This is a genomic window from Exiguobacterium sp. ZOR0005, from assembly GCF_000798975.1.
Taxonomy (GTDB): Bacteria; Bacillota; Bacilli; order Exiguobacteriales; family Exiguobacteriaceae; genus Exiguobacterium; species Exiguobacterium aurantiacum.
The window spans coordinates 39,806-65,624 of record NZ_JTLB01000022.1 but is presented as its reverse complement, the minus strand read 5'-3'; the positions used below and the strand labels follow the sequence as shown (position 1 = coordinate 65,624).

The 25,819-nt window shown below is 51.5% G+C and carries 33 protein-coding genes and 1 tRNA gene; 20 read left to right on the top strand and 14 right to left on the bottom strand.

All coding sequences use genetic code 11. From position 1 onward, the window contains the following. Positions 1-72: 72 nt before the first annotated feature. Positions 73-480, bottom strand: a complete 408-nt coding sequence (locus tag L971_RS09200) for a YkvA family protein (protein WP_024371717.1) — start codon at positions 478-480, stop codon at positions 73-75. A 114-nt stretch (positions 481-594) separates the two neighbouring features. Here L971_RS09200 and L971_RS09195 point away from each other — a divergent pair, with 114 nt between their 5' ends. Then, on the top strand, positions 595-1,833 hold the full coding sequence (locus L971_RS09195) for an aminopeptidase (protein WP_024371716.1): 1,239 nt from the start codon (positions 595-597) through the stop codon (positions 1,831-1,833). A gap of 109 nt (positions 1,834-1,942) precedes the next feature. Next, positions 1,943-2,248 (top strand): hypothetical protein, encoded by a 306-nt coding sequence (locus L971_RS09190; RefSeq protein WP_024371715.1) that lies wholly within the window; start codon positions 1,943-1,945, stop codon positions 2,246-2,248. A 31-nt stretch (positions 2,249-2,279) separates the two neighbouring features. Here L971_RS09190 and L971_RS09185 read toward each other — a convergent pair whose 3' ends face one another. Continuing rightward, positions 2,280-3,050 (bottom strand): alpha/beta hydrolase, encoded by a 771-nt coding sequence (locus L971_RS09185; RefSeq protein WP_024371714.1) that lies wholly within the window; start codon positions 3,048-3,050, stop codon positions 2,280-2,282. Between the two features lie 127 nt (positions 3,051-3,177). Here L971_RS09185 and L971_RS09180 point away from each other — a divergent pair, with 127 nt between their 5' ends. From L971_RS09180 to L971_RS09155, 6 genes are all read left to right on the top strand, one after another. Further along, positions 3,178-3,756, top strand: coding sequence for a TetR/AcrR family transcriptional regulator (locus L971_RS09180; RefSeq protein ID WP_047375480.1), 579 nt, complete (start codon positions 3,178-3,180; stop codon positions 3,754-3,756). Beyond that, on the top strand, positions 3,753-4,097 hold the full coding sequence (locus L971_RS09175) for a multidrug efflux SMR transporter (protein ID WP_024371712.1): 345 nt from the start codon (positions 3,753-3,755) through the stop codon (positions 4,095-4,097). Before L971_RS09180 ends, L971_RS09175 begins: the two co-directional genes overlap by 4 nt. Then, positions 4,094-4,408, top strand: a complete 315-nt coding sequence (locus L971_RS09170; RefSeq protein WP_024371711.1) for a multidrug efflux SMR transporter — start codon at positions 4,094-4,096, stop codon at positions 4,406-4,408. Before L971_RS09175 ends, L971_RS09170 begins: the two co-directional genes overlap by 4 nt. Before the next feature lie 67 nt (positions 4,409-4,475). Then, a complete protein-coding gene (locus L971_RS09165) occupies positions 4,476-5,033 on the top strand; it encodes a GNAT family N-acetyltransferase (RefSeq protein WP_029336006.1) in 558 nt (185 codons plus the stop codon). A gap of 86 nt (positions 5,034-5,119) precedes the next feature. Next, positions 5,120-5,192 (top strand) — tRNA-Val (locus L971_RS09160). A 159-nt stretch (positions 5,193-5,351) separates the two neighbouring features. Next, a complete protein-coding gene (locus L971_RS09155; protein ID WP_029336005.1) occupies positions 5,352-6,056 on the top strand; it encodes a DUF554 domain-containing protein in 705 nt (234 codons plus the stop codon). Positions 6,057-6,099: 43 nt separating this feature from the next. Here the strand turns inward: L971_RS09155 and L971_RS09150 are convergent, their stop codons facing one another. From L971_RS09150 to L971_RS09135, 4 genes are all read right to left on the bottom strand, one after another. Then, entirely contained in the window at positions 6,100-6,294 is a 195-nt protein-coding gene (locus tag L971_RS09150; RefSeq protein WP_047375479.1) for a FeoB-associated Cys-rich membrane protein, read from the bottom strand. A gap of 15 nt (positions 6,295-6,309) precedes the next feature. Then, the gene (feoB, locus tag L971_RS09145; RefSeq protein ID WP_047375476.1) at positions 6,310-8,286 is read right to left on the bottom strand and encodes a ferrous iron transport protein B; all 1,977 of its coding nucleotides are present in this window, start codon (positions 8,284-8,286) and stop codon (positions 6,310-6,312) included. Beyond that, positions 8,283-8,519, bottom strand: coding sequence for a FeoA family protein (locus L971_RS09140; protein WP_047375474.1), 237 nt, complete (start codon positions 8,517-8,519; stop codon positions 8,283-8,285). The genes feoB and L971_RS09140 overlap by 4 nt, the downstream gene beginning before the upstream one ends. Before the next feature lie 129 nt (positions 8,520-8,648). Continuing rightward, positions 8,649-9,446 (bottom strand): pyrroline-5-carboxylate reductase, encoded by a 798-nt coding sequence (locus L971_RS09135; protein WP_047375473.1) that lies wholly within the window; start codon positions 9,444-9,446, stop codon positions 8,649-8,651. Between the two features lie 208 nt (positions 9,447-9,654). Between L971_RS09135 and yidD the strand changes: the two genes are divergently transcribed. Both yidD and L971_RS09125 read left to right on the top strand, forming a co-directional pair. Next, a complete protein-coding gene (gene yidD, locus L971_RS09130; RefSeq protein WP_029336000.1) occupies positions 9,655-9,924 on the top strand; it encodes a membrane protein insertion efficiency factor YidD in 270 nt (89 codons plus the stop codon). Between the two features lie 130 nt (positions 9,925-10,054). Continuing rightward, a complete protein-coding gene (locus L971_RS09125) occupies positions 10,055-11,413 on the top strand; it encodes a sodium:alanine symporter family protein (RefSeq protein WP_024371703.1) in 1,359 nt (452 codons plus the stop codon). Positions 11,414-11,431: 18 nt separating this feature from the next. Here L971_RS09125 and L971_RS09120 read toward each other — a convergent pair whose 3' ends face one another. Beyond that, positions 11,432-11,791, bottom strand: coding sequence for a potassium channel family protein (locus tag L971_RS09120; RefSeq protein WP_024371702.1), 360 nt, complete (start codon positions 11,789-11,791; stop codon positions 11,432-11,434). Positions 11,792-11,874: 83 nt separating this feature from the next. On the opposite strand from L971_RS09120, the gene L971_RS09115 reads away from it, so the two are divergent. Further along, on the top strand, positions 11,875-13,119 hold the full coding sequence (locus tag L971_RS09115; protein ID WP_047375471.1) for a cytochrome P450: 1,245 nt from the start codon (positions 11,875-11,877) through the stop codon (positions 13,117-13,119). Between the two features lie 25 nt (positions 13,120-13,144). On the opposite strand, the gene L971_RS09110 is transcribed toward L971_RS09115, so the two are convergent. Continuing rightward, positions 13,145-13,894: a sugar nucleotide-binding protein gene (locus L971_RS09110; RefSeq protein WP_024371700.1), complete on the bottom strand. Its 750-nt coding sequence runs from the start codon at positions 13,892-13,894 to the stop codon at positions 13,145-13,147. A 99-nt stretch (positions 13,895-13,993) separates the two neighbouring features. On the opposite strand from L971_RS09110, the gene L971_RS09105 reads away from it, so the two are divergent. Together L971_RS09105 and L971_RS09100 are read left to right on the top strand one after the other, a co-directional pair. Further along, a complete protein-coding gene (locus tag L971_RS09105; protein ID WP_047375469.1) occupies positions 13,994-14,548 on the top strand; it encodes a GNAT family N-acetyltransferase in 555 nt (184 codons plus the stop codon). A gap of 109 nt (positions 14,549-14,657) precedes the next feature. After that, on the top strand, positions 14,658-15,467 hold the full coding sequence (locus L971_RS09100; protein ID WP_024371698.1) for a DUF368 domain-containing protein: 810 nt from the start codon (positions 14,658-14,660) through the stop codon (positions 15,465-15,467). A gap of 41 nt (positions 15,468-15,508) precedes the next feature. Here the strand turns inward: L971_RS09100 and L971_RS09095 are convergent, their stop codons facing one another. Beyond that, positions 15,509-16,063: an isoprenylcysteine carboxylmethyltransferase family protein gene (locus tag L971_RS09095; RefSeq protein ID WP_024371697.1), complete on the bottom strand. Its 555-nt coding sequence runs from the start codon at positions 16,061-16,063 to the stop codon at positions 15,509-15,511. A 141-nt stretch (positions 16,064-16,204) separates the two neighbouring features. Next, positions 16,205-17,041, bottom strand: coding sequence for an ABC transporter ATP-binding protein (locus L971_RS09090; protein WP_024371696.1), 837 nt, complete (start codon positions 17,039-17,041; stop codon positions 16,205-16,207). 189 nt (positions 17,042-17,230) lie between these two features. Here L971_RS09090 and L971_RS09085 point away from each other — a divergent pair, with 189 nt between their 5' ends. Next, a complete protein-coding gene (locus L971_RS09085) occupies positions 17,231-18,280 on the top strand; it encodes an NAD(P)/FAD-dependent oxidoreductase (protein ID WP_024371695.1) in 1,050 nt (349 codons plus the stop codon). Between the two features lie 8 nt (positions 18,281-18,288). Here L971_RS09085 and L971_RS09080 read toward each other — a convergent pair whose 3' ends face one another. Continuing rightward, complete coding sequence (locus L971_RS09080; protein ID WP_024371694.1) at positions 18,289-18,708, bottom strand: VOC family protein; 420 nt, start codon at positions 18,706-18,708, stop codon at positions 18,289-18,291. A gap of 96 nt (positions 18,709-18,804) precedes the next feature. Between L971_RS09080 and L971_RS09075 the strand changes: the two genes are divergently transcribed. Next, complete coding sequence (locus L971_RS09075) at positions 18,805-19,176, top strand: hypothetical protein (protein WP_024371693.1); 372 nt, start codon at positions 18,805-18,807, stop codon at positions 19,174-19,176. Positions 19,177-19,236: 60 nt separating this feature from the next. Here L971_RS09075 and L971_RS09070 read toward each other — a convergent pair whose 3' ends face one another. Next, a complete protein-coding gene (locus tag L971_RS09070; protein ID WP_156111515.1) occupies positions 19,237-20,112 on the bottom strand; it encodes a hypothetical protein in 876 nt (291 codons plus the stop codon). Positions 20,113-20,440: 328 nt separating this feature from the next. Here L971_RS09070 and L971_RS09065 point away from each other — a divergent pair, with 328 nt between their 5' ends. Next, on the top strand, positions 20,441-20,662 hold the full coding sequence (locus L971_RS09065; RefSeq protein ID WP_029335987.1) for a hypothetical protein: 222 nt from the start codon (positions 20,441-20,443) through the stop codon (positions 20,660-20,662). 247 nt (positions 20,663-20,909) lie between these two features. On the opposite strand, the gene L971_RS09060 is transcribed toward L971_RS09065, so the two are convergent. Continuing rightward, complete coding sequence (locus tag L971_RS09060; protein ID WP_047375466.1) at positions 20,910-21,824, bottom strand: hypothetical protein; 915 nt, start codon at positions 21,822-21,824, stop codon at positions 20,910-20,912. 199 nt (positions 21,825-22,023) lie between these two features. On the opposite strand from L971_RS09060, the gene L971_RS09055 reads away from it, so the two are divergent. From L971_RS09055 to L971_RS09045, 3 genes are all read left to right on the top strand, one after another. After that, positions 22,024-23,256: an LCP family protein gene (locus L971_RS09055; RefSeq protein ID WP_047375463.1), complete on the top strand. Its 1,233-nt coding sequence runs from the start codon at positions 22,024-22,026 to the stop codon at positions 23,254-23,256. A 79-nt stretch (positions 23,257-23,335) separates the two neighbouring features. Next, positions 23,336-24,040 (top strand): NAD(P)-binding oxidoreductase, encoded by a 705-nt coding sequence (locus L971_RS09050; RefSeq protein ID WP_024371688.1) that lies wholly within the window; start codon positions 23,336-23,338, stop codon positions 24,038-24,040. Between the two features lie 18 nt (positions 24,041-24,058). Continuing rightward, positions 24,059-24,277: a PspC domain-containing protein gene (locus L971_RS09045; RefSeq protein ID WP_024371687.1), complete on the top strand. Its 219-nt coding sequence runs from the start codon at positions 24,059-24,061 to the stop codon at positions 24,275-24,277. A 37-nt stretch (positions 24,278-24,314) separates the two neighbouring features. Here the strand turns inward: L971_RS09045 and L971_RS09040 are convergent, their stop codons facing one another. Next, entirely contained in the window at positions 24,315-25,172 is an 858-nt protein-coding gene (locus L971_RS09040; RefSeq protein ID WP_047375460.1) for an aldose 1-epimerase family protein, read from the bottom strand. 73 nt (positions 25,173-25,245) lie between these two features. Here L971_RS09040 and L971_RS09035 point away from each other — a divergent pair, with 73 nt between their 5' ends. Further along, entirely contained in the window at positions 25,246-25,797 is a 552-nt protein-coding gene (locus L971_RS09035; protein ID WP_047375458.1) for a thioredoxin family protein, read from the top strand. The last annotated feature ends 22 nt before the right edge of the window (positions 25,798-25,819 follow it).

The following is a 25,819-nucleotide window of genomic DNA, read 5'->3' as shown; positions in this document are numbered from 1 at the left end:
GCCATACGCCCCCTTTGACATAGTTCTCAAGCAAGCGTACTCCGACCCGGGTCGAATTTCAAGGGCGATTGCTTACAATGCGTGGTGAAAGCGGTCGATATCGCTAGCGAGTTGTTCATGTACGTAGTCGATCACTTGGGCGTCATCAAACAATCCGAGCGGCGCATCATCAGGAATGGCATCAAACGGTGAGACGAAGTAGAGGACGGCCGCGACGAGCGCGTCTTCTTTTTCCGGTTGCATTTCGAACTGGTCATTATAGATGGCGCGCAACATGTTGAGCAACTGTTTCATTTGGAAGTACAGCGTGAGCTCTTCCTCGCGCTCGATATTGCTGATTTCATTTGAAGCGACATCGACCGTCACTTTGGCTAAGGCGAGTTCGCCTTGAACGAGCAGGTCACCGCGTTGTTCGTTGCCGGCGTACTCTTCTTTTGCCGTGTCTAAAAAATGGGTATACGTCGTTTTCCAATCTGACATATGAATTCCTCCTTCTCTTTACATCTACTAATATGCCCGTTTTTGCGATTTGGTTGCAACTTTTCCGAAAATTTAAGAAAATGATATAGAACGAACAAAGGAGGAACTGTACATATGTCTACTCAAACGTTACCGACTGAGGCAGAGTTTGCCCGCTATGCGGAACTCGCCGTCAAAAAAGGTGTCAACATCCAACCGGGTCAACAGCTTGAAGTCCGCGCGGACATCAGCCAAGCCCCGCTCGTCCGTCAAGTCGTGAAAGCGGCTTATGCGGCCGGTGCGAAACAAGTCTTCGTCAACTGGAGCGACGAGGAGTCGACGAAAATCCGCTACTTCGATGCACCGCACGACTCGTTTAAAGAGTTTCCAGAATGGTTGAAAGCGCGTTTCGAGCAGCTTGCTGAAGAAAAGACGGCGTTCCTATCAATTGTCAGCGACGACCCAGACGCGTTAAACGGTGTCGAGTCCTCACGGATTGCTGATTCGAACCGGGCAGCCGGTGTGGCGCTCGCGAAGTGGCGCAAGTACGTCATGAGCGACAACGTCAGCTGGTCGATCATTGCCGGTGCCTCTGAGGCGTGGGCGAAGAAAGTGTTCCCGGATCGTGAGGATGCCGTTCCGGCGTTATGGCGGGCTATTTTCGCCGCAACACGGATGGACCAAGACGATGTCGTCGCCGCTTGGGATGAACATGACCAAGCGCTTCGGTCCCGGGCACAGCTATTGACAGAGAAAAAATATGCGAAACTCCACTACAAAGCGCCAGGCACAGAGTTGACAATCGGTCTTCCGAAGAAACACGTCTTCTTAGGCGGCGGAGGCCCGAACACGGACGGTGTCGACTTCATCGCCAACATGCCGACCGAGGAAGTGTTCACGCTTGCTGATAAAGATGCGGTCGAAGGACATGTGTCGAGCACGAAACCGCTCAGCTATAGCGGGAACTTGATTGATGAGTTCACGCTTTGGTTCGAAGGCGGAAAAGTCGTGAAGGCGGAAGCGAAACAAGGACAAGCCGCACTCGATGAGTTGCTCAACCTCGACGAAGGGGCGCGCCGAATCGGCGAAGTCGCGCTCGTTCCGGACGACTCGCCAATCTCGAACTCAGGCCTTCTCTTCTACAACACGCTCTTTGATGAGAACGCCTCGTGTCACTTGGCGCTCGGACGTGCTTATTCGACGTGTCTCGAGGGCGGTCCATTGATGTCAGCCGAAGAGCTCGCCGAGAACGGGGCGAACGACTCGATGACACACGTCGATTTCATGATCGGCTCAGCCGATATGGATATCGATGGTGAACTTGAAGACGGCTCGCGCGAAGCGATCATGCGTGCCGGCAACTGGGTCATCTAAAGGAAGGAGAGACGAATCCACTTAGGGTTCGTCTCTTTTTTGCATGAAGGAAAAAGAAGAGCGGTGCCCGAACTATGTTATAGGAACGAATGAGTAAAGGGGTGTGCCCGTGAAAAAAAGATTGATTTCAATCAGTGTGACTTGTCTCATTTTGCTCGCGTTACATGCGACGCCGCATGCGGCCCTCCGGACGTACGTCTGTTTGATGGGTCATCCGATTGCAGCCTTGACGTCGCCAATCGTCGAGGACGATGCCCGTAACGAGCTAGAGCGGGATGCGTTCGAAGAGCGGGGCGGGAAGATTTATACGTTGACGGAGCCACCGGTGGAGCGCGCGACACAAGGCCGACTCGAGAGCTACTTCGTCCGGAAAGTCGGACCGCTCTACTTGGCTGAACATCATGGAGGCGGATGAATGGGGAGACAGCGGACGCTGCCTCCCTTTTTTAAGTACGGTCGTACAGATAGGCGAGTGCGTTCGGCAAGCGCCGCCGCCAAGCCGACTCGTGGTGGGTGGCGTCAGGTTCGACCTCGTAACGGAATGCGATGCCGGTCCTTGCCAACGCCTCGACGAGCTTGGCGTTCGTATATAGATAGTCTTCCGGTGTGATTGGACCACTCGTCTCGTTCGTACCGATATCCAGATACAGGCGCGCCGACAAGTCGGCTTGTGTCAGTTCGCGGACGAGCGGGTCGAGGTTTGACCAGGCAGCCGTTGACAGCGAGCCGACTCGACGAATCGACGGATAGGTCGCCATCATGTATAAAGAGATGACTCCGCCCATCGAACTGCCCATCACCCCGACATCATCCGGGTCGGTCGCGTAACGAGCGTCGACCCATGGTTTCAACTCGTGCATGAGCCAATCCGTATAGAGGCGTCCACGGCCGCCGAGCGTCGGTCTCGTCTTTGCGAGTTCAGGTCCGATGCGCCGATAGAGCATGTCATCCTCGTAAAAAGAATAGTCATCATAACGGTCCAGCCAATCCGGAGGACTCGAGACGGCGACGACCATGAGCGGCAAGTGCAAATCTTCAATGTGGCGGTCGATGCCCCAACTGGATTTTGTCTTCGAGTCGAACACATTTTGTCCGTCATGCATATAAAGGACAGGGAGCGGATGTTGCGCCGTCACAAAGTCAGGACGATATATGGAGATGATACGTTTTTGACCACGACGATCCGTCGGGATTGTGAAGCTGAACTGTTCAATCATAAACAACCTTCCTTTCCGATACACTTCCTATATTGTGAAGGTCTCCAATTAAAAATTCAATCGCCGTACTTGACTACCTACCGTTCGTTAGGTAAAGTTAAGGGAGCAGTTAGGAGGCCGAATAGACATGAATACGAAACAACGAATTGAGCAAGCGGCGACGCGCCGTTTTGCCCTTGAAGGATATGAAGGACTGTCGCTCGCCGCACTCGCCGAGGACGTCGGTATAAAAAAAGCGTCACTCTATGCGCATATCGAAGGAAAGGAACAGCTATTCAAACAAGTCGTACAACAGATGGCCGGACGATATGAGCGGGCATGGATGGATGCGCGTGACGCGTCGGTCGACGCTCCACCGCTCGAGCGGATCGCGGCGATCGTGAAGGCACTCATTCGTTTCTTTGAAGAAGAGGAAACGTGGATGCTGACGAAACGGATGTTGCTCGTGCCGCCACCTGAGTTACGATCGTTCATCGAGGCGACACTCGGAACAGTCGAGATAGAACTCCAAGCGTTCGAGAAAGAACAGTTTCGTCTCGCCATGGAGCAAGGTGATTTACCAAACCAGTCACTTGATGACATTTACCACGCATACTATTGCTTTTTAGACGGTGCGCTCGTCTCTCTCTTCACGTTCGAGACGAACCGGGTTGCCCGGCAACGCGCCGCCTTTAAAATCTTCAAGAAAGGGGTCGGGTGGACATGAAACGTGATCAACTCGCATGGATGTGGCTCGTCCTCGCCGGTCTGCTCGAGATCGTCTGGGCGACGACGATGAAATTATCGAACGGGTTCACCGTTCTTGGACCGACATTGATTACAATCGTCTTGTTGATTGTCAGTTTCGGATTGTTGGCATTATCGTTCCGGGTTTTGCCGGCCGGTACGGGGTACGCCGTCTTCACGGGGATCGGTGCGGTCGGGACAGTGCTCGTCGGGAATATTTTGTTTGACGAGGTGCTCACCGGCATGAAGCTCGTCTTCATTGGAACGTTGTTAGTCGGTGTGATCGGATTGAAACAAGTGACGGGAGGAGGGACAGCATGAGTTGGGCATTTTTAATAGGGGCGGGACTGGCCGAGATGATTGCCGTCTTTTTCATGGGAAAATCAAAAGGCTATCAAATCTTAAAGTGGTCGATCTTGTCGATCGTGACGTTCGCGCTCAGTTTCTATTTATTGTCCCGCTCTCTCGAGACGTTGCCGCTCGGACTCGCCTACTCGATTTGGGTCGGCATTGGAGCGGCCGGTGGGGTCATCCTCGGTATGCTCTACTTGAACGAATCGACGGACCGGTGGCGAATTTTCTTTTTAACGCTCATTATCGGCAGCGTCGTCGGCTTGAAAGTTATCGCTTGAACAGGATTGAATTTATTTGATAACGGGAATTAATGAGTAAAGACTGTGAACGAAAGGGGCGGGAACGATGAAGCATGTCGAGTTACACTCTGAGCGCTTACGGCTTGAACCATATACGATTGCTGACTTTTATTTCGTCAAATCGTTGTTGCAAGATCCACGGGTGATGCGATTCATTAGCCCGGACGGAAAACCGTATACGGATGAGCAGACGATCGAATGGTTCGAGCGGCAGTTGGCGCGTTATAAGACGGGACGGCAGACCGGGTTACTCAAGTTGATGACGTTTGAAAGTGACGAGCCGATCGGCCATGCCGGTACGTTGTTACACGAGCTCGACGGCAATATCGAACTTGAAGTCGGCTATTGGTTGGCACCGAAGCATTGGCACATGGGTTACGGTCGAGAAGCGGCGGCTCGCCTTATGCAACATGCGTTCGAGGAAGGGGAGAAAGACATTATCTCGCTCATCCACCCGGACAACGTGCCATCGCAACGTGTGGCGAAAGCGAACGGACTTCATTGGGACCGGGACACGGAGTACGAGGGAATGCTCGTATCGGTATATGCGGGTGACTTAGAGCGGCTTTGCCGTCACATTCAACGACAAGAAATGTCGCGTTAAAAAAAATAAAAAAACTTTTAAAAAACAGTTGCCAACGCATTAGTTTCTTGATATATTAATAGTGTCCTTAAGAGAGGACACGACCTGATTCTGTAGCTCAGCTGGGAGAGCGCTACCTTGACAGGGTAGAGGTCGCTGGTTCGAGCCCAGTCAGAATCACTTGGGTGCCAAACCCGATGCGAAACCCATAGGAACGTGGGTTTCCGCGAAGCCACTTCTTGCGAGAAGTGGCTCTTTTTTTTGTTCTTTTTTCAATTGACATCCGATGGAACGGGTTGGTATATTGCTTTCAATACATAAAGAAACGGGGAATGCAGGATGGTGTTGTTAGGGACGCTCGTCAACGCGGCATTGATCGTCATCGGGACGTTGTTCGGTCTTCTGTTCCACCGGATCCCGGAACGGATGAAAGAGACGGTCACGGCCGCAATCGGACTAGCCGTCGTGCTACTCGGCGTTCAAATGGGACTGAAGAGTGAGAACTTTTTAATTGTGATCGGGAGTCTCGTCGCGGGCGCAGCGCTCGGGGAGTGGTGGAAGCTTGATGAGAAGCTGAACGAAATCGGCTATCAATTGGAGCGGAAAATCGGCGGTAACCGGAAATCGAGCATCGCAGAAGGGTTTGTCACGGCGACGCTCATTTTTGTGATCGGGGCGATGGCGGTCATCGGAGCGCTCGACAGTGGACTTCGAGGCGATCATGACGTTCTTTACACGAAAGGGATGATTGATGGGTTCACGGCGCTCGTCCTCGCTTCGTCACTTGGCATCGGTGTCATGTTTTCGGCCGTACCGGTCTTGCTCTATCAAGGGGCGATCGCGCTTCTCGCCATCCAAATCATGAAGTTCATCCCGGAAACGCTCATGGATAGCTTCATTTTGGAAATGACGGCGACCGGCGGCGTCATGATCGTCGCCATCGGCCTGAATTTGGCTGGTATTACGAGAATACGAGTGGCAAACTTGTTGCCCGGAATTTTGATGGTGGCGCTTGTCGTGACCGTGTTACATATGGTTCCTTAAAAAACGGACGAGCTCGCAAACGCGGCTCGCCCGTTTTTATTTGTCATTTCGTTCGATCGGACTGTAACGCCTGTTTGATGATGGCATCCCAGTCGATGGCGTCGCAAGTCGTCGTACACGTCGATTCCAACTCGCATGTGGCACACTTTCCGGATTTCGCCTTCTGTGTAAAGCGATAAAGCGTATAGGAAGCGTAACCGAAGACGGTGAGACCGACTAATAAATCAAATAAATACATAAGCTTTCCTCCTTGTTATGCAAAGCCTAGTAGACGACCGAATTGATAGATGAGGAATGAAACGGCATAGGCGACGCCGAGTCCGTATAGGCTGGCCACCCATGTGAGCCGAACACTGCCGACTTCCCGACGAATGACAGCGATTGTCGCGAGACAAGGGACGTATAAAAGTACGAATGCCATGAAACTGTACGCGCTGAGCGGTGTGAACAGCGGCAATAATGAAGTGGAAAGGTCTGACTCACTGACCGCGTAAATGATGGCCATCGTGGAGACGACGACTTCTTTCGCTAAAAATCCGGTGATAAGCGAAGCGCCTGCCTGCCATGTTCCGAATCCTAATGGAGCGAGCAGCGTGGCGATCGATCCACCAATGAGGGCGAGAAAGCTTTCATTCATCGGAACGTCGAATCCGCTCGGACCTGAATAAGCGAGGAGCCAAATGAAGACAGAGCCACCGAAGATGAACGTACCTGCTTTTCGAACGAAGCCTCTTGCTTTCTGCCACGTGCTGCGCCAAAGCGTCAACCCTTGTGGGATACGGTAAGGAGGTTGTTCGACGAGAAAGAGGCTATGGTCATCCTCTGTAGCCAATACGGAAGTGAACACTTTTGCGGCAATGAGTGCGAGCGTGATGCCAAGCACATACAACGACAGCACGACGAGCGCTTGGTTAGTCGCAAAGAAGCTAGCGGCGAAGACGGCGTAAATCGGGAGACGCGCGGAACATGACATGAACGGTGAGATGAAGATGGTGACGAGGCGTTCCCGCTCTTCTTCAACTGTACGGGCAGCCATGATGCCAGGCACGTTACAGCCGAACCCGATGATCATCGGAATAAAACTTTTACCGTTCAACCCGACGAGTTGCATGAAGCGATCCATGACGATGGCGACACGCGCCATATACCCTGAGTCTTCTAACAATGAAATAAAGAAAAAGAGCACGAAGATTTGCGGCACAAAGACGAGCACCCCTCCGACACCGGCGATGACCCCATCGAGCAGCAACGCCTGAATGAAAGCGGAGGCACCGAACGTTTGGAGCGCCGAGCTTATAGCTGACGTGAACGGACCTGACAAAAAGAAATTGAACATGTCTGACAATGGGGCCCCGACCCAGTTAAACGTGACATGGAATAAACTATAGAGCACCGCAAAGAAGATCGGTAGTCCCAAAACCGGGTGGGTGACGACAGCATCGATTCGGTCGGTCGTCGTGACGCGTATGGTATTTTGACGGTTGACGACTTGCTGGCGAATCGCTTTGGCCCATTCACGTCTCCGCTCTGTGATTTGTGCGTGGGCAAAACGTCCAAGCGCCTGTTCAAGCGATTTTCGGATGTCACTGACCGTCGGTGTCGTTGCTTCGAGATGCTTGGAGATGACGCGATTTCCTGCCAAATATTGAACGGCGACCCAGCGCTCGTCCGGCGACAAGCCGGTCGCAACAAGAATTTGTCGGATTGCTTGCTCGGTCTCGACCCCGTAATCGAGGATGAACGGCTCACGTGGCATCATCCGAAGTGAAGTCAGAAGGACTTCGCAACCGGCGCCTGTCCGAGCGGTGAGCGGGAACACGTCCACGTCTAGACATTGTTGCAGATGTGTGAGATCGATATCGATCCCCCGTCCTTTGGCGACGTCGACCATGTTCAAGCCGATTTGTAACGGGTGTCCCGTTTCAAGAAGTTGCAGTGTCAGTTGCAAGTTCCGTTCAAACTGTGAGGCATCAATGATATTGATGATTCCATCGAACGGCTCCTGCAACAGAAAGCGGGCGACGATTGCCTCATCCGCTGACAAAGGGTCTAAGTCATAAATGCCGGGCAAGTCGATCAAGTGCCCATTTTGTCCATGTAACGTCCCAACTTTCTGTTCAACCGTCACCCCCGACCAGTTCCCGACATGGGCAGAAGAACCGGTCAAGCGGTTGAAGAGTGACGTTTTACCGGTGTTTGGATTTCCGATGAGTGCGATTCTTTGAGTCACGGAACGATCACTCCAATCTGGGCGGCGTCCGAACGACGGAGCGCGATCATCTGTTGGTGCTCGACTTGTTCGACGGTGAGCGGACCGGCAAAGATGGCCCGACGTTTGACTTGGACAGAACAGCCCTCATAAAAACCTAAGGCGATCATTCGGCGTCGTAGTCGATCATCCAGCTTCGTCATATCGGATAAGATTACCGATTGATGCAAGGGCATGGCTAGCAATGAGCGCATTTAAATCTCTCCAATTTGGTCAAATGATAATACTTCTCATTTGCTAGCATATCATGCACGGCGTCGGGAAAAAGTATCGACTTTGTGAACGCTTATCGTCTACAAACAAAAAAAGAGCGTAAGCATCGCTTACACTCTGTCGATCGTTGTGTCGACTGATTCATGACCTTCTTTCGCACTTTCACGCAATGCCGAGGACATGACATCGGACAAGTCGCGAGCACGCAGTACGCCGACACCACGATCGGTCGGACCTCCTGGCGCGGCTACGTCCGCAATCAATTCTTCGGTTTGACGCGATTCGTGAAGTAACAGCTCGGCAGATCCTTTCATCGCTTGGGCGACGATTTGTCGGGCCGTCGCCTCGTCAAATCCAGCGTCGGTCAAGACCGGTGTCATCGATCCGACGATTTCATAGAAGAACGCTGGGCTACATCCGGCTGCTGCCATGAAGGCAGACATTGTTTTTGCGTCCGTCACGGCCGTTCGCCCGACCCGTTCGAAAAGAGCGGTCGTTGTCGCGCGCACAGACTCGTCTGTTTCCGGTCCGAACCAAAGGCCCGTCATCCCGTCTCGGAATGCGACTGGCGTGTTCGGCATCGCGCACACGGCAGGAAGCCCTGAGGCGGCCTCGAGTTCCGCCGGCTCGATATGGGCTGCGACAGAGACGAGAAGTGGGGCCGTCCACGTCTTCGAGCGCACGTACGGGAGCACACCGTCTGGTTGCATCGCCAGGATGACGATATCATAAGCGTTCACGTCCTCTTCCTCAACGACTTGGACGCCGAGTTCGTTGTGTAGTTGGTCCAATCGAGCCCGGTCACTCCGGTTCGTCATCGTGATGGACTCTGGTGAAAGACCGGAGTCGATCCAACCTCGGACGAGGGCCTCGCTCATTGATCCTGCTCCTACCATTAATAAATTCATTTTCGTCACCTCTTCATATAGATTCGGTCTAGTACATGGTGCCTATCATAACAAATGTTTCACCGAATATCGCCTCACGTGCTCAAATTGTAAAAGAAAGGAAATATAAAAAGTGAAGGAATATACTCGACAAATGAAAGTGACGGAAGTGACATTTCGTGTTTGACGAGCTATGATGGCAATAAAATAAGCGAGCGAGGCGAGGAACTTGAGACGAATTTTAGTGCGCGGAATCCAAGGGTATCAACGGTTCATCTCACCGTTAAAGCCACCGACGTGTCGATTTTATCCGACCTGTTCCCATTATGGGATTGAAGCGATTGAGAAACACGGTGCGGTCAAGGGAGGCTATTTGACCGCACGACGTCTGATGCGCTGTCAGCCGTTCCACTCGGGCGGACTCGACTATGTGCCGGACGAGTTTGACTGGAAAGCACCGCTACAACGAGAGAAACCCCCATCACAGCGAGACGTCTAATCGACGTCTCGCTGTTTTAGGTACAGGTCCGCGCGTGAACCTTTGTTTTAGTACAATACTTTTGACAATGTTCCAAGTATTCTGAAAAAATAGAGATGTACCATTACATAAGGGGAAAGGGGATTTCAGCATGAGTCAATCGTTCAGTGAACTCATCGGTACGATTTCAGACTTTGTGTGGGGACCGCCGCTGTTGATTTTGCTTGTGGGGACAGGCGTTTATTTGACAGTACGGTTAGGTGGCCTTCAAATCACAAAACTGCCTTACGCATTAAAGCTCGCCTTCTCGAAAAACCAAGACAAGACGTCACGAGGGGACATTAGTCACTTCCAAGCACTCATGACCGCTCTTGCGGCGACCGTCGGTACGGGGAATATCGTCGGTGTCGCCACGGCTGTCGTGCTCGGGGGACCGGGTGCGATTGTCTGGATGTGGCTGTCCGGTTTCTTTGGGATGGCGACAAAATATGCCGAGGCCGTGCTCGCCGTCAAATACCGGGTAACCGACGAACGGGGGCAGATGGCCGGAGGGCCGATGTACTATTTGGAACGTGGATTGAAACAACGCTGGCTCGCCGTCTTGTTCGCGGCGTTTGCTTCGCTCGCGGCGTTCGGCATCGGGAACGGGGTTCAGACGAACTCTGTCGCCTTGGCGCTCAAGTCGACGTTTGACGTCCCACTCTACGTGTCCGGGATTTTAGTGATGGTGTTCACGGGTGCCGTCATTCTCGGAGGAGTCAAATCAATCGGTCGTGTCGTCAGCCTCTTCGTCCCGATTATGATCATCTTCTATCTGGGCAGCGGGCTCATCATCATGGTCATGAACTACACGCTCATCCCGGATGCGATCGCGCTCATCTTCAGCAGCACGTTCAGTGCCGAGGCAATCGGTGGTGGGGCTATCGGTGCGGCGATCCGTTACGGTGTCGCACGAGGGGTCTTCTCGAACGAGGCAGGACTTGGTTCGGCACCGATCGCGGCAGCAGCCGCGAAAACGGATATGCCGGGACGGCAAGCACTCGTCTCGATGACTCAAGTCTTCCTCGACACGCTCATCGTCTGTTCGATCACGGGGATCACACTCGTCATGGGTGGGCAGATCGGGTCTGGTCTCGAAGGGGTCGACTTGACGGCGGCCACGTTCGAACAGTTCCTCGGACCGTTCGGCCGCTACGTCGTCACAATCGGTCTCGTCATGTTCGCGTATTCGACCGTTCTCGGTTGGTCGTATTACGGGGAACGCTCGATCCATTACTTGTTTGGTCAAAAGTCGATCATTCCGTATCGGATCGCCTTCGTCCTCGTCGCTGGTCTTGGCGCCATGACAACGAACCTCAATTTGGTATGGGCGTTATCAGACGTCTTCAACGGCTTGATGGCCATCCCGAACTTGATCGGCCTGTTGTTCTTGTCAGGTGTCGTCATCGCCGAGACGAAACGGTTCAATCAACAGCTCGCGCTTGAAAATCGCAATCGAAAGGCGTCATGACGAACGAACGCCACCTTCCTACTCGGACGGTGGCGTTTTTTTCTTTTTCACTTCTTCGAGGCGGGCTTGCTGCAAGTGGTTGAACACTTGGGTGACAAAACCGACCATGATGCCGACGCCTGTGATGACGTAGCCGATCGTGAACACTTTCCCGAGGTCGGTCGACGGCACAAAATCACCATAGCCGATCGTCGTCAGCGTGATGACGCTGAAGTAGAGCGAATCGAGCCATCGTAAATCTTCGTAGCGGACGTAAAACAACGTGCCGGACAAGATGGTGAGGAAAGCGAGGCTGAACAATACTTGAAACTCAGGTTCTTTTAACCCCCGCCAGATTCCGCGAAACATGCGCCGGAATGTCAAAATGAATGAGAGCATCGGACCACTCCTTTCTTCTATAGGTTTGTTCGTGACGGAGGAGGGAACATCCTTTATAGTCTGTGAAAGAAAGGGTGAAGGAAATGACAAGACCGATACCTAAAGAACAAGGACTCGATCATAGCGTTGATTTCTTACGAGAGGGTTACCATTTCGTCCCGAATCGCCGGAAAGGGTTCCAGTCGAACATATTCGAGACGAGGCTGCTCGGGGAGCGGGCCATCTGTCTAGGAGGGGAAGACGGGGCTGAATTGTTCTATGATGCCGAACGTTTTGTCCGTGAAGATGCGGCACCGAAACGTCTCTTGAAGACGTTGTTCGGTGAGGATGGGGTCCAGACGCTTGATGGGCCAGCCCATACGCACCGCAAACGGATGTTCATGTCACTTATGTTCCCTGGAAATATCGACCGGTTGACGCGGCTCGTCAGTCGAGAATGGGAACGTGCCCTCGACCGCGCCACCGGAGAGATCGTCTTATATGACACGGCTCAAGAAGTGCTCATGCGTGCCGTTTGCGAGTGGGCAGGCGTCCCGCTCGCCGAAGCAGAAGTCGAGAAGCGTACGAATGAGATGCGTCTGTTGTTCGAATCGGGAACGGCGCTAGGACCGAAACACTTCCGAGGACGTCAAGCCCGTTCCTCGGCCGAGGCGTGGATCCGAGAGATGGTCGAAGAAGTACGGACGAACCGCTTGTTACCGAACGAGAAGACGGCCTTGTATGAGTTCTCTTGGCATCGCGACGAGACAGGGGAACTGTTGCCGGCGGACGTTGTTGCCGTCGAAGTCATCAACATTTTGAGACCGACCGTCGCTGTGTCGATTTACGTCCTCTTCACCGTGCTCGCGCTCCATCAATTCCCAGAAGCGCGAGCTAAGCTTGTTGCCGGTTCGGTCAATCCGACGTGGTTCGTGCAAGAAGTTCGCCGCTTCTATCCGTTCTTCCCAGTGACGGCAGCAAGAGTCAAACAAGATTTTGAGTGGGACGGGTACGCGTTTGAAGAAGGAACGCTCGTTTTGCTCGATTTGTATGGGACGAATCACGACCCTGCACACTGGGACGAACCGGAGCAATTTATGCCAGAACGGTTCAACGATTGGAAAGAAAGTCCGTTCACATTTATTCCCCAAGGTGGGGGCGATGCTGACTTCGGGCATCGCTGTGCCGGTGAACACGTGACGATTGCCGTCATGAAAGAGACGATCGATGTCTTCTTGAACCGCTATCGTTATACCGTGCCACCACAAGATTTGAGCTATAGTTTTGTCGATTTACCAAGTTTGCCGAAAAGCAAACTCGTGTTGACCGAGATCGAACGACGCACATGAAAAATGAACCACCCGAACGGGTGGTTCATTTTCTGTGAAGTGCTAATCGTTTTGTGATCGGTTGAATGGTGATATTCGTATCGACCATGCGATTGTCACGTTTCGGTTCGTCGGCCTGCTCGATGCGCCAAGGACGATCATGATGTTCGGCGAGGGCGGAGGCGATATCGTAAAGCGAATGGCTCGTATTCCCGTTCAATTGATACAGACCGGCACCTCGTTTCGTCAAGATGTTGAACAGTGCCTCGGCCGTGTCTTCTAAGAAAGAACACGAAGGATACCAATGTGTGCTCGCGATGATGACGCCTTTTTGTTCCATCTCGGTCTCGAGATAGTCCATCATATTGTTTGAACCGGCGTTGTCACCGATTTGCCATCCGAGACGGACGATCTGGGCGCCAGGGTTGGCACGGGCGATGGCTTGCTCGCACGCCCGTTTGTAAGATCCGTACTCGTCTTTAGCGTCAGGTGGCGTGTCCGGTGTGATCGGACCCGTCACATCATCCGAGAAGACAGAGACGGTACTTGTGAAGAGGAACGGGATTCTATACTCGCCACATAGTCTTGCCAGCGTTTCGGCCCACTCGACGGAGCCCATCCCGATATGGAGAAAGTAATCGGGCCGGGTCGATTCGATGAAATCACGCATCTCGCTTTCGTTCGATGTAGATACTTTGTTTCGGTCCCACGCGACGGGTTCGATCCCGTGGCGCTGTAACGTTGCCGCCACGACGGGGGCGACAGTACCGTTCATGCCTGTCAAAATAGCTTTCATAGATCTTCCTCCCTTCTGTTTGTATCATCCCACAGTTCGTTCGTTGACAAACCCACTCTTTTTGCCAATATGATAAAGTTGTAGATGGAGGAGATATTGATGAATATTCGACAAGCTAAACCAACAGAGGCAACAAACGTGGCCCCACTCGTCTATGCGGCCATCCATGACATCGCCTACACGCTTACCGGGACGACGGAGAAAGAGCAAGTACTCGAGCGGCTCGCCATGTGGATAAGCCGTCCAGCAAATCGTTTGAGTTATGAAAACATTTGGGTCGCAGACGTCGACCATACGATCGCAGGCATTATTATCGCGTATCCGGGAGAAGCGGCGGCTGCCCTGGATGAACCGATTCAACGTTGGTTGCTGCAAGCTGGCCAAATCGGACAACTCGATGTCGAGACAGAAGGGAACGTCTTATATATCGACTCGGTCGCGGTCGACACCCGTTTTGGCGGTCGCGGGATCGGGACGAACTTGATTCGACACGTCATCGGTCATGCCCGTGCATCCGGTATCCCGGTCGTCACATTGAACGTCGACCAGTCTAATCCGGCCGCGTCCCGACTGTACGAACGGCTCGGTTTTCAAAAAGAGAAAGAAATTGATATTTCAGGTGCTCGATTCGACTATATGGCGCTCGAAGTGTGAGAACGGACGAAAGTCCGTTTTTTCGGTCTTGAAACCGATGCATGAATTGGTGTTCTCGGCTATACTGAATGCTTGAACTGAACTAGCGAACAAAGGAGCTTACGCATTTATGGAATGGAAAAATATACTACGCGGCATGGCGATGGGGACGAGTGATTTGATCCCTGGCGTCAGCGGCGGCACGATTGCAGTCATTTTAGGGATTTATGACCGGTTGATTGAAGCGATTAGCGGTGTGTTTAGCCGGCACTGGAAAAAACATATCGGGTTCTTGATTCCGCTCGCCATCGGAATGGGCGGGGCGATTTTAGGGCTCAGCCGCGTCATCGAGTTTTTATTGCTGAACTACCATGCCCCGACGCAGTTTTTCTTTATCGGCTTGATTTTAGGGATCATCCCGCTCTTGTTGTTTGAATTCAAGTCGCGGGCAACGATGCGACCGATCCACATTGCCGCAATGATTATCGGCACGATTCTCGTCGCGAGCATGGCCATCATCAAACCGGCGGACACGGCGGTCATCACGGATGTGACGGCGGGGACGGCAGTCCTCTTGTTCTTCTCGGGCTGGCTTGGCAGTATGGCGATGCTCTTGCCGGGTATTAGTGGGTCGTTCGTCTTGCTGTTGATCGGCGTCTATCCGACGGTCATTAGTGCGTTGTCGAATTTGAACGTGCTCGTCATCGGGATCGTAGGTCTCGGTGTCGCCGTAGGGTTTATCGTCAGCAGTAAAGTCATTCGCCATCTGCTCGCGAACTATCCGGGTATGACGTTTTCTGTCATCCTTGGCCTCGTCATCGGATCGCTCGCCGTCGTCTTCCCAGGTCTTCCGGAGACGACCGTCATGTGGGGATTGAGTATCGTCTCGTTCCTGGCTGGCTTCATGATCGTCCGATTGCTTGGGAAATTCTCAGTGTGAACAAAAGACGCGGCTCTCGCTATGGCGAGGCCGCGTCTTTTTCAGTAGATGAACGGAAGCAAACGTTTCCGGGACTTCGACCATACGGCGTAAGCTTCGCCGAAATGTGCGGTCAACATCTTCTCTTCGATGTGGATGCGCCATAACAGTGCTGCCCCCATCGCAATCGTTCCGACTACCGCGAACAGTACGTAACTGAAGTAAAGTGAGAACCCGAACGTGATAAACAATAGCCCTGTGTAGAGCGGGTGCCGTAAAAACCGGTATGGACCTGTGCTGACAATCTCATCGGTAGGTCGGACGACGACATGACGTGTGAACTGATGCCGTAAATGAGCGATTCCCCAATACCGGAGGGCGACACCGGCTATGTAACATGCAAGACCGATCAAACGTAAAGAGACGCTTTGACGCACGTCCGTCAATACAGAGTAACCGAGCGAACCTGCGAACACGATCACCATGACGAACGAGACGACATAAAAACTCATATGTTCGCTCCGCCCGTCTTTCGTATCGTCACGATTGCGATAACGCCATAGCTCATACAGCCAAGCCATCGAGGTGACGACGAACAATCCATCGAGCCAATCCATAGCAACTCCTCCTTCACTCTCTTCTCACTCATACCCGTGCCTGTTTGTCCAAAAACCGTAAGGGCGGGTTCGGTATGCTCTCTTCGACATGTTCGCTGTCGAATCAAAAAGACCCTGCCTGATAACGGAACAGGCAGGGCATCAAGCATGAATCAAATCTGGGCGTGGTGCCGCTGTCTCGACAAATGCTTCTTCTTTGATTAAATGATACGTCAGGCACATCGGTTTCTCGGTGCGTGGGTCACGACCGATAATAGCATCGATGTGGAACACTTGGCGCAAGACGAGCGGACAGATGACTTCTTCGGCAGATCCCGTCGCGAGCACTTCGCCATCTTTCATCGCCACGATGTGATCAGCGAAACGAGCGGCTTGATTCAAATCGTGAAGGACCATGACGATCGTACGGCCTTGCTCGCGATTCAGTGTCTCGAGCAGTTCGAGCACCTCGAGTTGATGGGCCAAGTCGAGGTAAGTCGTCGGTTCGTCCAGGAAAATCAAATCGGTCTCTTGCGCGAGTGCCATCGCGATCCATACCCGTTGGCGTTGACCGCCGGATAAGGCGTCGACGCTCCGGTCTTTATAGTCAAGCGTCCCGGTGACGTCGAGCGCCCAATCGATGACCTCATGATCGCGCTTCGTCAATCGGCCGAATCCGGACTGGTAAGGAAAGCGGCCATAGGCGACGAGCTCGCCGACGGTCAAGCCGCTTGCGCCTTCAGGCGTCTGCGGTAAAATCGCCATCTTTTTAGCGATGTCTTTCGTTTTACATTTGGCGATATCGGCACCGTCTAAATGGACCGATCCCTTTGAAGGCGAGAGGATTCGCGTCATCGCTTTCAACAGCGTCGACTTGCCGCAACCGTTCGGTCCGATAATGGTCGTGATTTGACGGTCCGGAATCGTTAAACTGAGCTGTTTGACGATCGTTTTGTCCCCATAACCGACCTCGATGTCTGTTGTATGTATGCGTGACATAGTGATTCTCCTCTCGTATCGCCAAATGTGATAATGATTCTCAATATCGTACTCACTATAGCAAGCGCTTCACTTTCTGTCAATCTTCAGTTTGAGAGAAAACGGATTGTGCTTCCGCGTGATACACGGTATAGTGAGTGAGAATGATAATCAATGACGAGTGGACACGTGGAAGGATGGTTGAGTGGGATGAAGGGACAAGACATATTCGATGTGACGATTATCGGTGGAGGACCGGCCGGGCTATATTCCGCATTTTATAGCGGTCTGCGCGGTATGAAAACAAAATTGATTGAGTTTCAACCGCACCTCGGGGGGAAAATTCATGTCTATCCCGAAAAGATGATTTGGGATGTCGGGGGTGTGACGCCGACGACTGGGGCAAAATTGATTGAACAGCTGGTCGAGCAAGGGCTCACGTTCGAGCCGACCGTCGTCTTAGGGGAAAAAGTGGAGTCGATGACGAAAGATCATGACGGCCATTTCATTTTAGACGGCACGCATGGCCGTCACATCTCCAAGACGGTCATCGTCGCGACGGGAAGCGGGATCCTACAACCACAAAAGATTGAAATCAGCGGAGCCGAGCGCTTCGAAGTGTCAAACCTTCATTACACGGTAAAGTCGCTTATGCGTTTCAAAGGCAAGACGGTGCTCATCTCCGGGGGCGGAAACAGCGCGATTGACTGGGCGAATGAGCTAGAGCCGATTGCTGAACGCGTCATTTTGACGTATCGGAAAGAGGCGTTGAAGGGACATGAGTCTCAAGTAGAGAAGTTGCGCTGCGGGCGCGTCGATTGTCGCCTGTCAACCCGCATTCACGACTTAATCTCACGGGATGGACAGATGATCGATGCGGTGGAGCTAGTGGATTGCGTCACAGGTGAGACCGAACACGTGGAAGTGGACGAAGTCGTCATTAACCACGGCTATGAACAAGACGCGACACTGTTAGGTGATTGCGAACTCCAGGTCGACATGAAGGACGGCTATTACGTGTCAGGCAATGCGCGAAGTGAGTCGTCTGTGCCGGGCTTGTATGCGGCTGGGGATATTTTGACGCATGAAGGAAAGGTTCATTTGATTGCCGGGGCGTTCCAAGACGCGGCGAACGCCGTGAACAGCGCGAAAACGTTCATCGATCCTGATGCGACCAAGACGGCGATGGTATCTTCACACAACGAACGGTTAAAATCGAAAAACCGGGCCATCATCGAACAGACAATCATCAAGCAGTGAGGGGTCCCTCACTGCTTGATTTTTGGGTAGTCACACAGTTCGACGATGACACCGCCCGAATGGCGCGGGTCCATATAAATCAGACGCCGTCCTTTCGCTGTCGTTCGAAGCGTTTCTTCTAAAAATGTGATGCCATCCCGCTTGAGCGTGTCCATTGATTGCTCTAAATCGTCGACCCGGTAAGCGATATGGTGGACACCTTTGCCCCTTGCCTTCATAAAGCGGGCGATGGGACTCGTCGGACTAGTCGGTAACAGCAGTTCAATCACGTCGTCCCCGACGTGGATGACGGCAATCTCCGTTTCGACGCCGACCGCCGTATTCGTATAACGGTCAACGAGCTTTCCTTGTAGGACTGTCGTGTAAAATGAAATCGCCTCGTCTAAATCTCGGACAGCGATTCCAGTATGATCAATGTGCATATTCATCCCTCCTCTCGCTCTAGTTTGCCTAAACTTGAACAAAATGTCACTTCACAACGATTTACCGTTATCCGATATACTAAGAGAGGGAGGGACGGCGGAATGAACGGAAAGATCACTCTTGGATTGATCAGCGCATTCGCGCTGGTGTCATTTGTGTTTGGACTCTCACTTGCGACGTTTGTCGATTACCGAATCAATGAAGAACAAGTCGTGCTCGAACGACTGACGACTCATAAAAAAATTGGACCAACAGAAATCCTGTCGACCGAGGTAGACTTCCATTTAAATGGATCGAACTATGCCCTTCGCTTCGCGGATGAGCCGCACATCACATATTGGTTCAAGGTGGACGATCGGGAGATTCAATTCGACCGAATCGCCTCACTCGATCCGCGTGACATTGGGCTACGGACTGCCTTGTTCGAAGAGATGCCTCCGCTGGCCATGGAATCGACAACTGCCGCTGAATGAAGAAAAGCACCCATCGGACGTATCTTTTCAACCGAAAAGAACGAAGCGATGGGCGCTTTTTTATCTAGCGTAAGAGACGGCGGGGGTAATTTCAGTCGTCATCGTATAGAAGGCAGGTTGTTTCGAAAGCGGCTCTTGTTTGATGATGGCGAACTGTAATTCTGGTTGAAGAGAAGTGGCGGTCAACCGAAGCTGTCGCGATGGTTTTAGATTTTTATGGAACGTGCGCTGTAAAAATGAAATCGCATCTTGCATGATGTCATCTCCACCAAATACATGAACTTCATGAACGTTGACATCATTCTCTCCAATTCGGGCACGCAGAATCCCGACAGGTTTTCCATCATGATGGAGCGTGTAACAGACGTGACCGCGTTCGATGTAACTGTGTAAACGTTCCTTCGACATCGGTAAAATGTCTGATAAGACGTGGGCGTAAAGATTACGGTGATGCAACCACGTAGAATGGTTGTTTGCTTCTACTAACGTCAAGGACCAGTTGTTATACGCCTCTTTTTCATAAGGAATAAGTGGCAACACATAGTGTAACGACTCATGGTAAGCTGTAAATCCGAGTGATTGGAATAATTGTAGTTTGTCTTGGTCTTGATTTTGTTTGACTTGCAACAAGACAGACGTTTCATGAATCGTCTCTCGGCTCAGCTGATCGAAAAGTCGATCGACCAAACCTTGGAAAATGTGGCGATCTCGGTACGCCTCATGACGGAGGAGGATTGATCGTCTTCCTTCATAATCCACACGTTCGGCCGCGATGGCTGCTACGGGTTGGTCTCCTTCAAACGCTGTGTAAATCTGATGAGAGGCCGGGATACTAAGGATGATTGGGTCATCCTTGAGGTCGTATAATTTTCTGACCGCCAAACGGTGTTTCATTGTCAATTGCCGTGCCTCTAGAAAAGTAATAGTGCGTTTCAAAGGGATTCCTTCTTTCTTTTTTATGTATGGTACCCTTAAATTGTAAGCGCTACCATATAATAAAGATAACATCTAATTGATGAACATTTATTGGTATTCAAAAGTTTATTTTTGGTGTTTCGACACCGCATGAAGCTGTTTTTCATAGGTCTAAAGTCCTGTTAGGTCATTGAATTACCCAAAAAATCCTAAAAAAGAATAAAATAATAATTTAGTGGCCGTGCTTGTGATATTTATCCACATCGACAAGACCACGTCATTTCCCGCAAAAATTTTAGGATTTAGACATGGTATACTAATACCAATGAATACAAATAAGAGGTGTGTCATGAAATACGTATTAGCCATTATGTTGGCCGTTATGCTGTCGAGCGTTCCGATGGTCATTTATGCAGAAACGGACCCGGTCGTCGTGCATGAAAATGTGCTTGTTGAAGAGAAGGTTGAATTGTATGATGGTTTTCGATCGCCAAACGAGATGGTGTTCATCTTTATTTTGATCGTCCTTTTGTCGGTCATCGGTTTAGGTATTATTAATGCAATCGAATAACGTGAAAACGTTCACAAAAATGCAATATGTGGGACGGAAGCGGTTACAATTTTCTTTTATACTAAAGGAGTAGGAACGAAGTTCTGCACCAACTTCAGTCCTCTTTTCAGATGAACACCCCTCGTTCATATCATGTTTTGGAGTCTGGCGATTAAAATCGCGGACTCCCTTTTTTTATGCCAAAAAAAAATCCCCCGGTAGGAAAAACAGATTTAAGAAATCATCTGTCTACCTATTGGGGAGCAAGTCAAAACGGGATTCGTTTTTCCTTGGCGAGGCGGCGTAGGCGCTTTGTCTCGTCAAGATGACCACGGCTTTCGAGTAAGTCGATATAAACTTGGAACGGTTCAGAGCGATGGGAGAAGAAAGGGATATATTCTGCGAACAGTTTCTGCTCAGCTTCGGACAAACGGCCCCGTTCGACGAGTAGTTCAAGCTCAAGCATCTTCAATGCTTGATAGTCTTCAAGAGCTTGATCGTCGATGTATGCTTTCGCCAACGTCCGCTCACAGAGCGATGCGACACGGCGGTGGAACAGGGACCATTCAGACGGGGTGAACGGCTGGGCAAGCAAAGTCGAGAGTAAATCGATTCGGGTCGAGTCGACATCTTTTGGGATATGAAGTGCCGTGTAAAGGGAACGATCGATCCAAACATCAGATGTCGGTGCGTCGAGACGATAGTAGTGGATCAGTTGCGTGAGCATGACTTTCTGGGAAAGTTTCAATAAACGAAACGGGTCGCTCGTAGTAAAGAGCGGTTCTTCGCCCGCTGAAGAAGAAAGTAAAAAAAACATTTCTTCGTACATCGTGCGTGCCTCGGCATCGTTCTCGGCATAGTATGTCAAGTCGCGAATGATTTTCTTGGCATGGATATACCAATTTTTTTGATCTCGTTCACTCATGACTTGATTTGGCAGCAGATACAGCTGGTCGTATGCAAGTTCGACGAAACGTTCCGCGAGGACGATCGTCTGTGAGAGCGAATGCCGCTCGTCTGACGACTTTTGCTCTTTATAACGTGTGAACTGACCGAGCATAAAATCAATTTCTTTTTCCTCGATCACGTTTTTCGGGATATGTCGATACATCTCCGCGATGATATCTCGTAACGTGGCCTCGCCATATTGCTCTAACAACATGCGTAACTTCCCAATGCGCATTTGCTCTCCCTCCTTTCGAGAGGACGTTCAACGGCCTGCCTTCACGGCGATAGGCAGACACCAATTATTATTCCTTTCCCGGTTTTCATTTGAAACAATCATGACGACTCATGCTTAAGGCGGATTTTTGCATGATTCATTGTCAGAATGCGATTGGTCCGTAATAATAGAAGAAAATCTAAAGATTGAGGTAATCCATATGAATGAAGAACAACGGTTGTCGCGTGTTGAACGGCGTAAACGTGAACTCGAGCATGAATCAACCGAAGACAATATACGTGATGAACAAATAGAGGAAGGTCGCACGGGTGAAGTGACATCGCCTACGTCTCGAGATGAAGACGTTTCGTCCGATCATCCGTTTTTAAACCAATCGAATTCGGAACAGCGGTCAAAGTCGACAGATCGGCAGAAGCAAACCGATAGACACAAACAGACCGTTCGTGCCCCTAAGCCGAAGTGGACGCTGCCTCTCGGCAAGAAGCGGCGGCGTAAGCGCGAGGACGGTCACTCTGAACCACGCGCTAAAGAATCAAAAAACCGGGAATCGAGGCGGGAAGCAGCACCACCGCGCGAAAAACCAGTGAAAGAAAAACGCAAGCGGCGTGGTTGGAAAGGGAAGTTCCTCTTACTTCTCTTACTATTCTTTGTTGTCGTTGGTTATTTGGCATCGAATCCGTTTACGTTCTTGGTCATGGGCAGTGACGCCAGGGTCGGTGAATCGGTGTCCGGTTCTCGAACGGACTCGTTGCAATTGATCGAGTTTGTTCCCCGCTCACGGACGGTCCAAAACGTATCGATTCCTCGGGACACGTATACGGCCATCCCATGTGAGCCGGATCGCGAAGGGGATAAGATTACCCATGCGTTCGCGTATGGAGGCGCGTCTTGTACAGTCGGGGCAGTCGAAGGTTTGACCGAGGCATCGGTCGACGGCCAGGTCGTGATCACGTTCGAGACGTTCATGGAATTGATTGACACGGTCGGCGGCGTCAACGTGACGGCGACACATTCTTTCAGCGAGAAAGGGTTCAATCAAACGTATGAATACACCGAAGGCGTTTCGTACTCGATGGACGGTGATATGGCCCTCGCCTACGCAAGACACCGAAAGTCTGATACGGATGGGGCCCGTTCGAGCCGCCAGACGGAAGTCATGACAGCGGTCGCGGATAAATTGGCGAGTCCTTCGGGCTGGACGAAAATCCCGGCTACGTATCGTTTCATGAAAAATGAGATGGGGCTTGAGATGAACCCGCTTCAGATGGCGTCAGTCGGCTTGACGATGTTGCTAAAGCCGGACGTCAATAAAATGCAAGTCGAAGGCCAAGATGCATATATCAACAACGTCTACTACTATCAACCGACTGAAGCGAGTGTTCAAGCGATTCGTGACGCCCTTGATTTGACGATGTGGGGAACGGTGAGATAATTTCCGGAAACGGGTTTGATTCCGTTCGGAAAGAGGAATTTTAATCAAATGAACTACTCTTTTGAGGAGGGAAATTTGAATGAAAGTCTTAGTCATTGGAGCAACCGGAAAGATTGGCAAACGCGTCTTGAAAAGTTTGGCGAAAACTCACCAAGTGACCGCTTTAATTCGTTATCCTGAATTGCAGGCAGAGTATGAGAAGATGGGTGCACGTGTGTTGACGGTTGACGTCGAGAAAGAGTTGGAGAAAAAAATCCATGAAGCGACGGCCGGACAAGATGCGGTCATCGTTGCCGCGACGGCCGGTGCTGAAGGGGCGAGCAAGGAAATCGAGCTACTTGACCGAAATGTCGCGATGAAGGCGATTGACGCCGCGAAAAAAGAACGCGTGCGCCACGTCGTCCTACTGAGTGCCTACGGGGCCGATCAACCGAACGCCGCTCCGAAAGAATTGTTCAACTTTTTGTCAGCAAACAACGCAGCCGATGAATACATCGAACATAGCGGTTTAAACTATACAATCATTTGCCCAGTGACCATTGTCGAAGGGGCGGGGAAAGGTTCGATTGAAGCGTCAGAAGATTTAAGTGATGCGAGAGACGCGACAATCTCGGAGACGGACGTCGCAACGGTCATCGCTGCCGCACTCGACAATCGCGGTTTGTATGGCCGGCGGATTGAGATTATGTCCGGCAGCACACCAATCAATGAAGCGCTCGACTTTGATAGCCGTGGCGAAGCCGCGACAGCCGGTCGGACGACACTCCGGCGACCACAACGATAAAGGGAGGAATTAACCTTGATGGAACGAAAGTTGTATAAAGATCCGTCTGATCAAATGATTGCCGGCGTCTGTTCCGGTCTCGGGAAGTATCTCGGGGTCGATGTGACGCTCATGCGTATTATTTTCGTTGCCCTCGCTTTGTTCGGGGGACCGGGTATCCTCATTTATATCGTCTTGGCCATCGTCATGAAAAAACCGCCTTCAGAATATGAGGCGGAACAAGAAAGTCGCTTTTAATGTGAAAGGGCTGACCGCAAGAGGGTCAGCCTTTTTTTTACGTTTCGAGATAGAGCGTATACGTTGCTTCGAACGTCTCGTTCGGTGAAAGCAACTGCATATCTTCTTTCTGGCGAATATCTTTACGATGGCCGGTGTAATCGGCATGACCGAACCACGGTTCAATACAGACGAACGGCGCGTCTGATTTCGGTGGTGACCAAATCCCGAAGTGCGTGAACGACGGACACTCCATAACGATGGCGCGACCTGTCGGCTCATGTCGCAGTGCGGCATACTCGACATTCTCGAAGATGAGCGCATCTTGATCAAAGAGCGAGTGGGTGAGGGGGATATAGCGACGTTCTCCAAGCGGATGATACGCTCCCGTCAAATACGGCCCTTCGAGCAGGAGCCGGTCGAGCGGGCGTGTGTCGCCAAAATCAATCGTGTAGTCCTCAAATGAACCGCCCGCGAACGGGATGTTGAAGGCGGGGTGCCCCCCGATGCTGAATGGAAGGAGCACGTCACTTTCATTACGGACTTCATAGGTCACGCTCAATTCTTCTCCGATCAATCGGTAATCCACATACAGTTCAAATTGGAACGGATAATGGGTGCGTGTCTCGGTCGTGGCCTGAAGTTTGAACCGGGCATGTGTGTCGGAGGAGTCGATAACCTCGAACAGCTCATCGCGTGCGAATCCGTGCTGACTCATCGTATACGTCGTCCCGTCATAAAGATAACGGTCGTCTAAAAGTCGGCCGACGAAAGGAAACAAAATCGGTGCTTGGCGCCCCCAATACGTCGGGTCTCCTTGCCAGAGCAACTCGGTCCCGCCGACTTTCCAACTTGTCAGTTCCGCTCCTTGTGCTTTTAATGTCACGTTCACGTTTTCATTATGAAGATGTATCATATATTACTCTCCTTTGAACGAATATGATAAGTTAAGTTTAGAAATGTATCGTACAAACGACAAGGGGTAAATGATGAGAGTTCATAAACTATTCGTTGGATTGATCATACTGGCGCTCGTCGCTGGATTAGCTTACAAAGGCTATGATGAATATAGGACAAGCCAAGGAGCAGAACCGGTCAGCATCGCTGGAGATGATTCCGTGCTCGGTGGTCTCGAAGTTGGCCAACAAGCACCGGCGTTCGAATTGGAGACGATCGAAGGCGAGACCGTCGCCTTGTCCGATTATGCGGGAGAACAAGTCGTGCTGAACTTTTGGGCGTCTTGGTGCCCGCCGTGCCGCGAGGAACTGCCTGAATTGATTGAATTCGGTGAGGAGACCGGGATCCCTGTACTCGGCGTGAACGTCACAAAAAATGAACGCCGGGGAAAAGCGGACGTCGAAGCGTTCTTGACTGAAGTGCCGGTCAGCTTCCCTGTACTGTTAGATGAGGCAGGAGTGGTCGAGAAAACCTACCGGGTCGTTGCGTTGCCGACGACGTACGTGATCGGGACGGACGGACGGATTACAGCTAAACAGATCGGGCCCGTGGATTTTGATTGGCTACATGACAAGACGGACTGAACGCACAAAGACAGACTGGAAA

Coding starts and splice junctions, on each gene's coding strand:
- L971_RS09080 (WP_024371694.1), bottom strand. CDS start 18,708: ATGAATATGCACATTGATCATACTGGAATCGCTGTCCGAGATTTAGAC.
- L971_RS09115 (WP_047375471.1), top strand. CDS start 11,875: ATGACAAGACCGATACCTAAAGAACAAGGACTCGATCATAGCGTTGAT.
- L971_RS09035 (WP_047375458.1), top strand. CDS start 25,246: ATGAGAGTTCATAAACTATTCGTTGGATTGATCATACTGGCGCTCGTC.
- L971_RS09075 (WP_024371693.1), top strand. CDS start 18,805: ATGAACGGAAAGATCACTCTTGGATTGATCAGCGCATTCGCGCTGGTG.
- L971_RS09200 (WP_024371717.1), bottom strand. CDS start 480: ATGTCAGATTGGAAAACGACGTATACCCATTTTTTAGACACGGCAAAA.
- L971_RS09125 (WP_024371703.1), top strand. CDS start 10,055: ATGAGTCAATCGTTCAGTGAACTCATCGGTACGATTTCAGACTTTGTG.
- L971_RS09095 (WP_024371697.1), bottom strand. CDS start 16,063: ATGGATTGGCTCGATGGATTGTTCGTCGTCACCTCGATGGCTTGGCTG.
- L971_RS09155 (WP_029336005.1), top strand. CDS start 5,352: ATGGTGTTGTTAGGGACGCTCGTCAACGCGGCATTGATCGTCATCGGG.
- L971_RS09065 (WP_029335987.1), top strand. CDS start 20,441: ATGAAATACGTATTAGCCATTATGTTGGCCGTTATGCTGTCGAGCGTT.
- L971_RS09040 (WP_047375460.1), bottom strand. CDS start 25,172: ATGATACATCTTCATAATGAAAACGTGAACGTGACATTAAAAGCACAA.
- L971_RS09135 (WP_047375473.1), bottom strand. CDS start 9,446: ATGAATTTATTAATGGTAGGAGCAGGATCAATGAGCGAGGCCCTCGTC.
- L971_RS09090 (WP_024371696.1), bottom strand. CDS start 17,041: ATGTCACGCATACATACAACAGACATCGAGGTCGGTTATGGGGACAAA.
- L971_RS09180 (WP_047375480.1), top strand. CDS start 3,178: ATGAATACGAAACAACGAATTGAGCAAGCGGCGACGCGCCGTTTTGCC.
- L971_RS09060 (WP_047375466.1), bottom strand. CDS start 21,824: ATGCGCATTGGGAAGTTACGCATGTTGTTAGAGCAATATGGCGAGGCC.
- L971_RS09085 (WP_024371695.1), top strand. CDS start 17,231: ATGAAGGGACAAGACATATTCGATGTGACGATTATCGGTGGAGGACCG.
- L971_RS09055 (WP_047375463.1), top strand. CDS start 22,024: ATGAATGAAGAACAACGGTTGTCGCGTGTTGAACGGCGTAAACGTGAA.
- L971_RS09185 (WP_024371714.1), bottom strand. CDS start 3,050: ATGATTGAACAGTTCAGCTTCACAATCCCGACGGATCGTCGTGGTCAA.
- L971_RS09195 (WP_024371716.1), top strand. CDS start 595: ATGTCTACTCAAACGTTACCGACTGAGGCAGAGTTTGCCCGCTATGCG.
- L971_RS09140 (WP_047375474.1), bottom strand. CDS start 8,519: ATGCGCTCATTGCTAGCCATGCCCTTGCATCAATCGGTAATCTTATCC.
- L971_RS09165 (WP_029336006.1), top strand. CDS start 4,476: ATGAAGCATGTCGAGTTACACTCTGAGCGCTTACGGCTTGAACCATAT.
- L971_RS09045 (WP_024371687.1), top strand. CDS start 24,059: ATGGAACGAAAGTTGTATAAAGATCCGTCTGATCAAATGATTGCCGGC.
- L971_RS09120 (WP_024371702.1), bottom strand. CDS start 11,791: ATGCTCTCATTCATTTTGACATTCCGGCGCATGTTTCGCGGAATCTGG.
- L971_RS09105 (WP_047375469.1), top strand. CDS start 13,994: ATGAATATTCGACAAGCTAAACCAACAGAGGCAACAAACGTGGCCCCA.
- L971_RS09100 (WP_024371698.1), top strand. CDS start 14,658: ATGGAATGGAAAAATATACTACGCGGCATGGCGATGGGGACGAGTGAT.
- L971_RS09170 (WP_024371711.1), top strand. CDS start 4,094: ATGAGTTGGGCATTTTTAATAGGGGCGGGACTGGCCGAGATGATTGCC.
- L971_RS09175 (WP_024371712.1), top strand. CDS start 3,753: ATGAAACGTGATCAACTCGCATGGATGTGGCTCGTCCTCGCCGGTCTG.
- L971_RS09150 (WP_047375479.1), bottom strand. CDS start 6,294: ATGTATTTATTTGATTTATTAGTCGGTCTCACCGTCTTCGGTTACGCT.
- L971_RS09110 (WP_024371700.1), bottom strand. CDS start 13,894: ATGAAAGCTATTTTGACAGGCATGAACGGTACTGTCGCCCCCGTCGTG.
- L971_RS09050 (WP_024371688.1), top strand. CDS start 23,336: ATGAAAGTCTTAGTCATTGGAGCAACCGGAAAGATTGGCAAACGCGTC.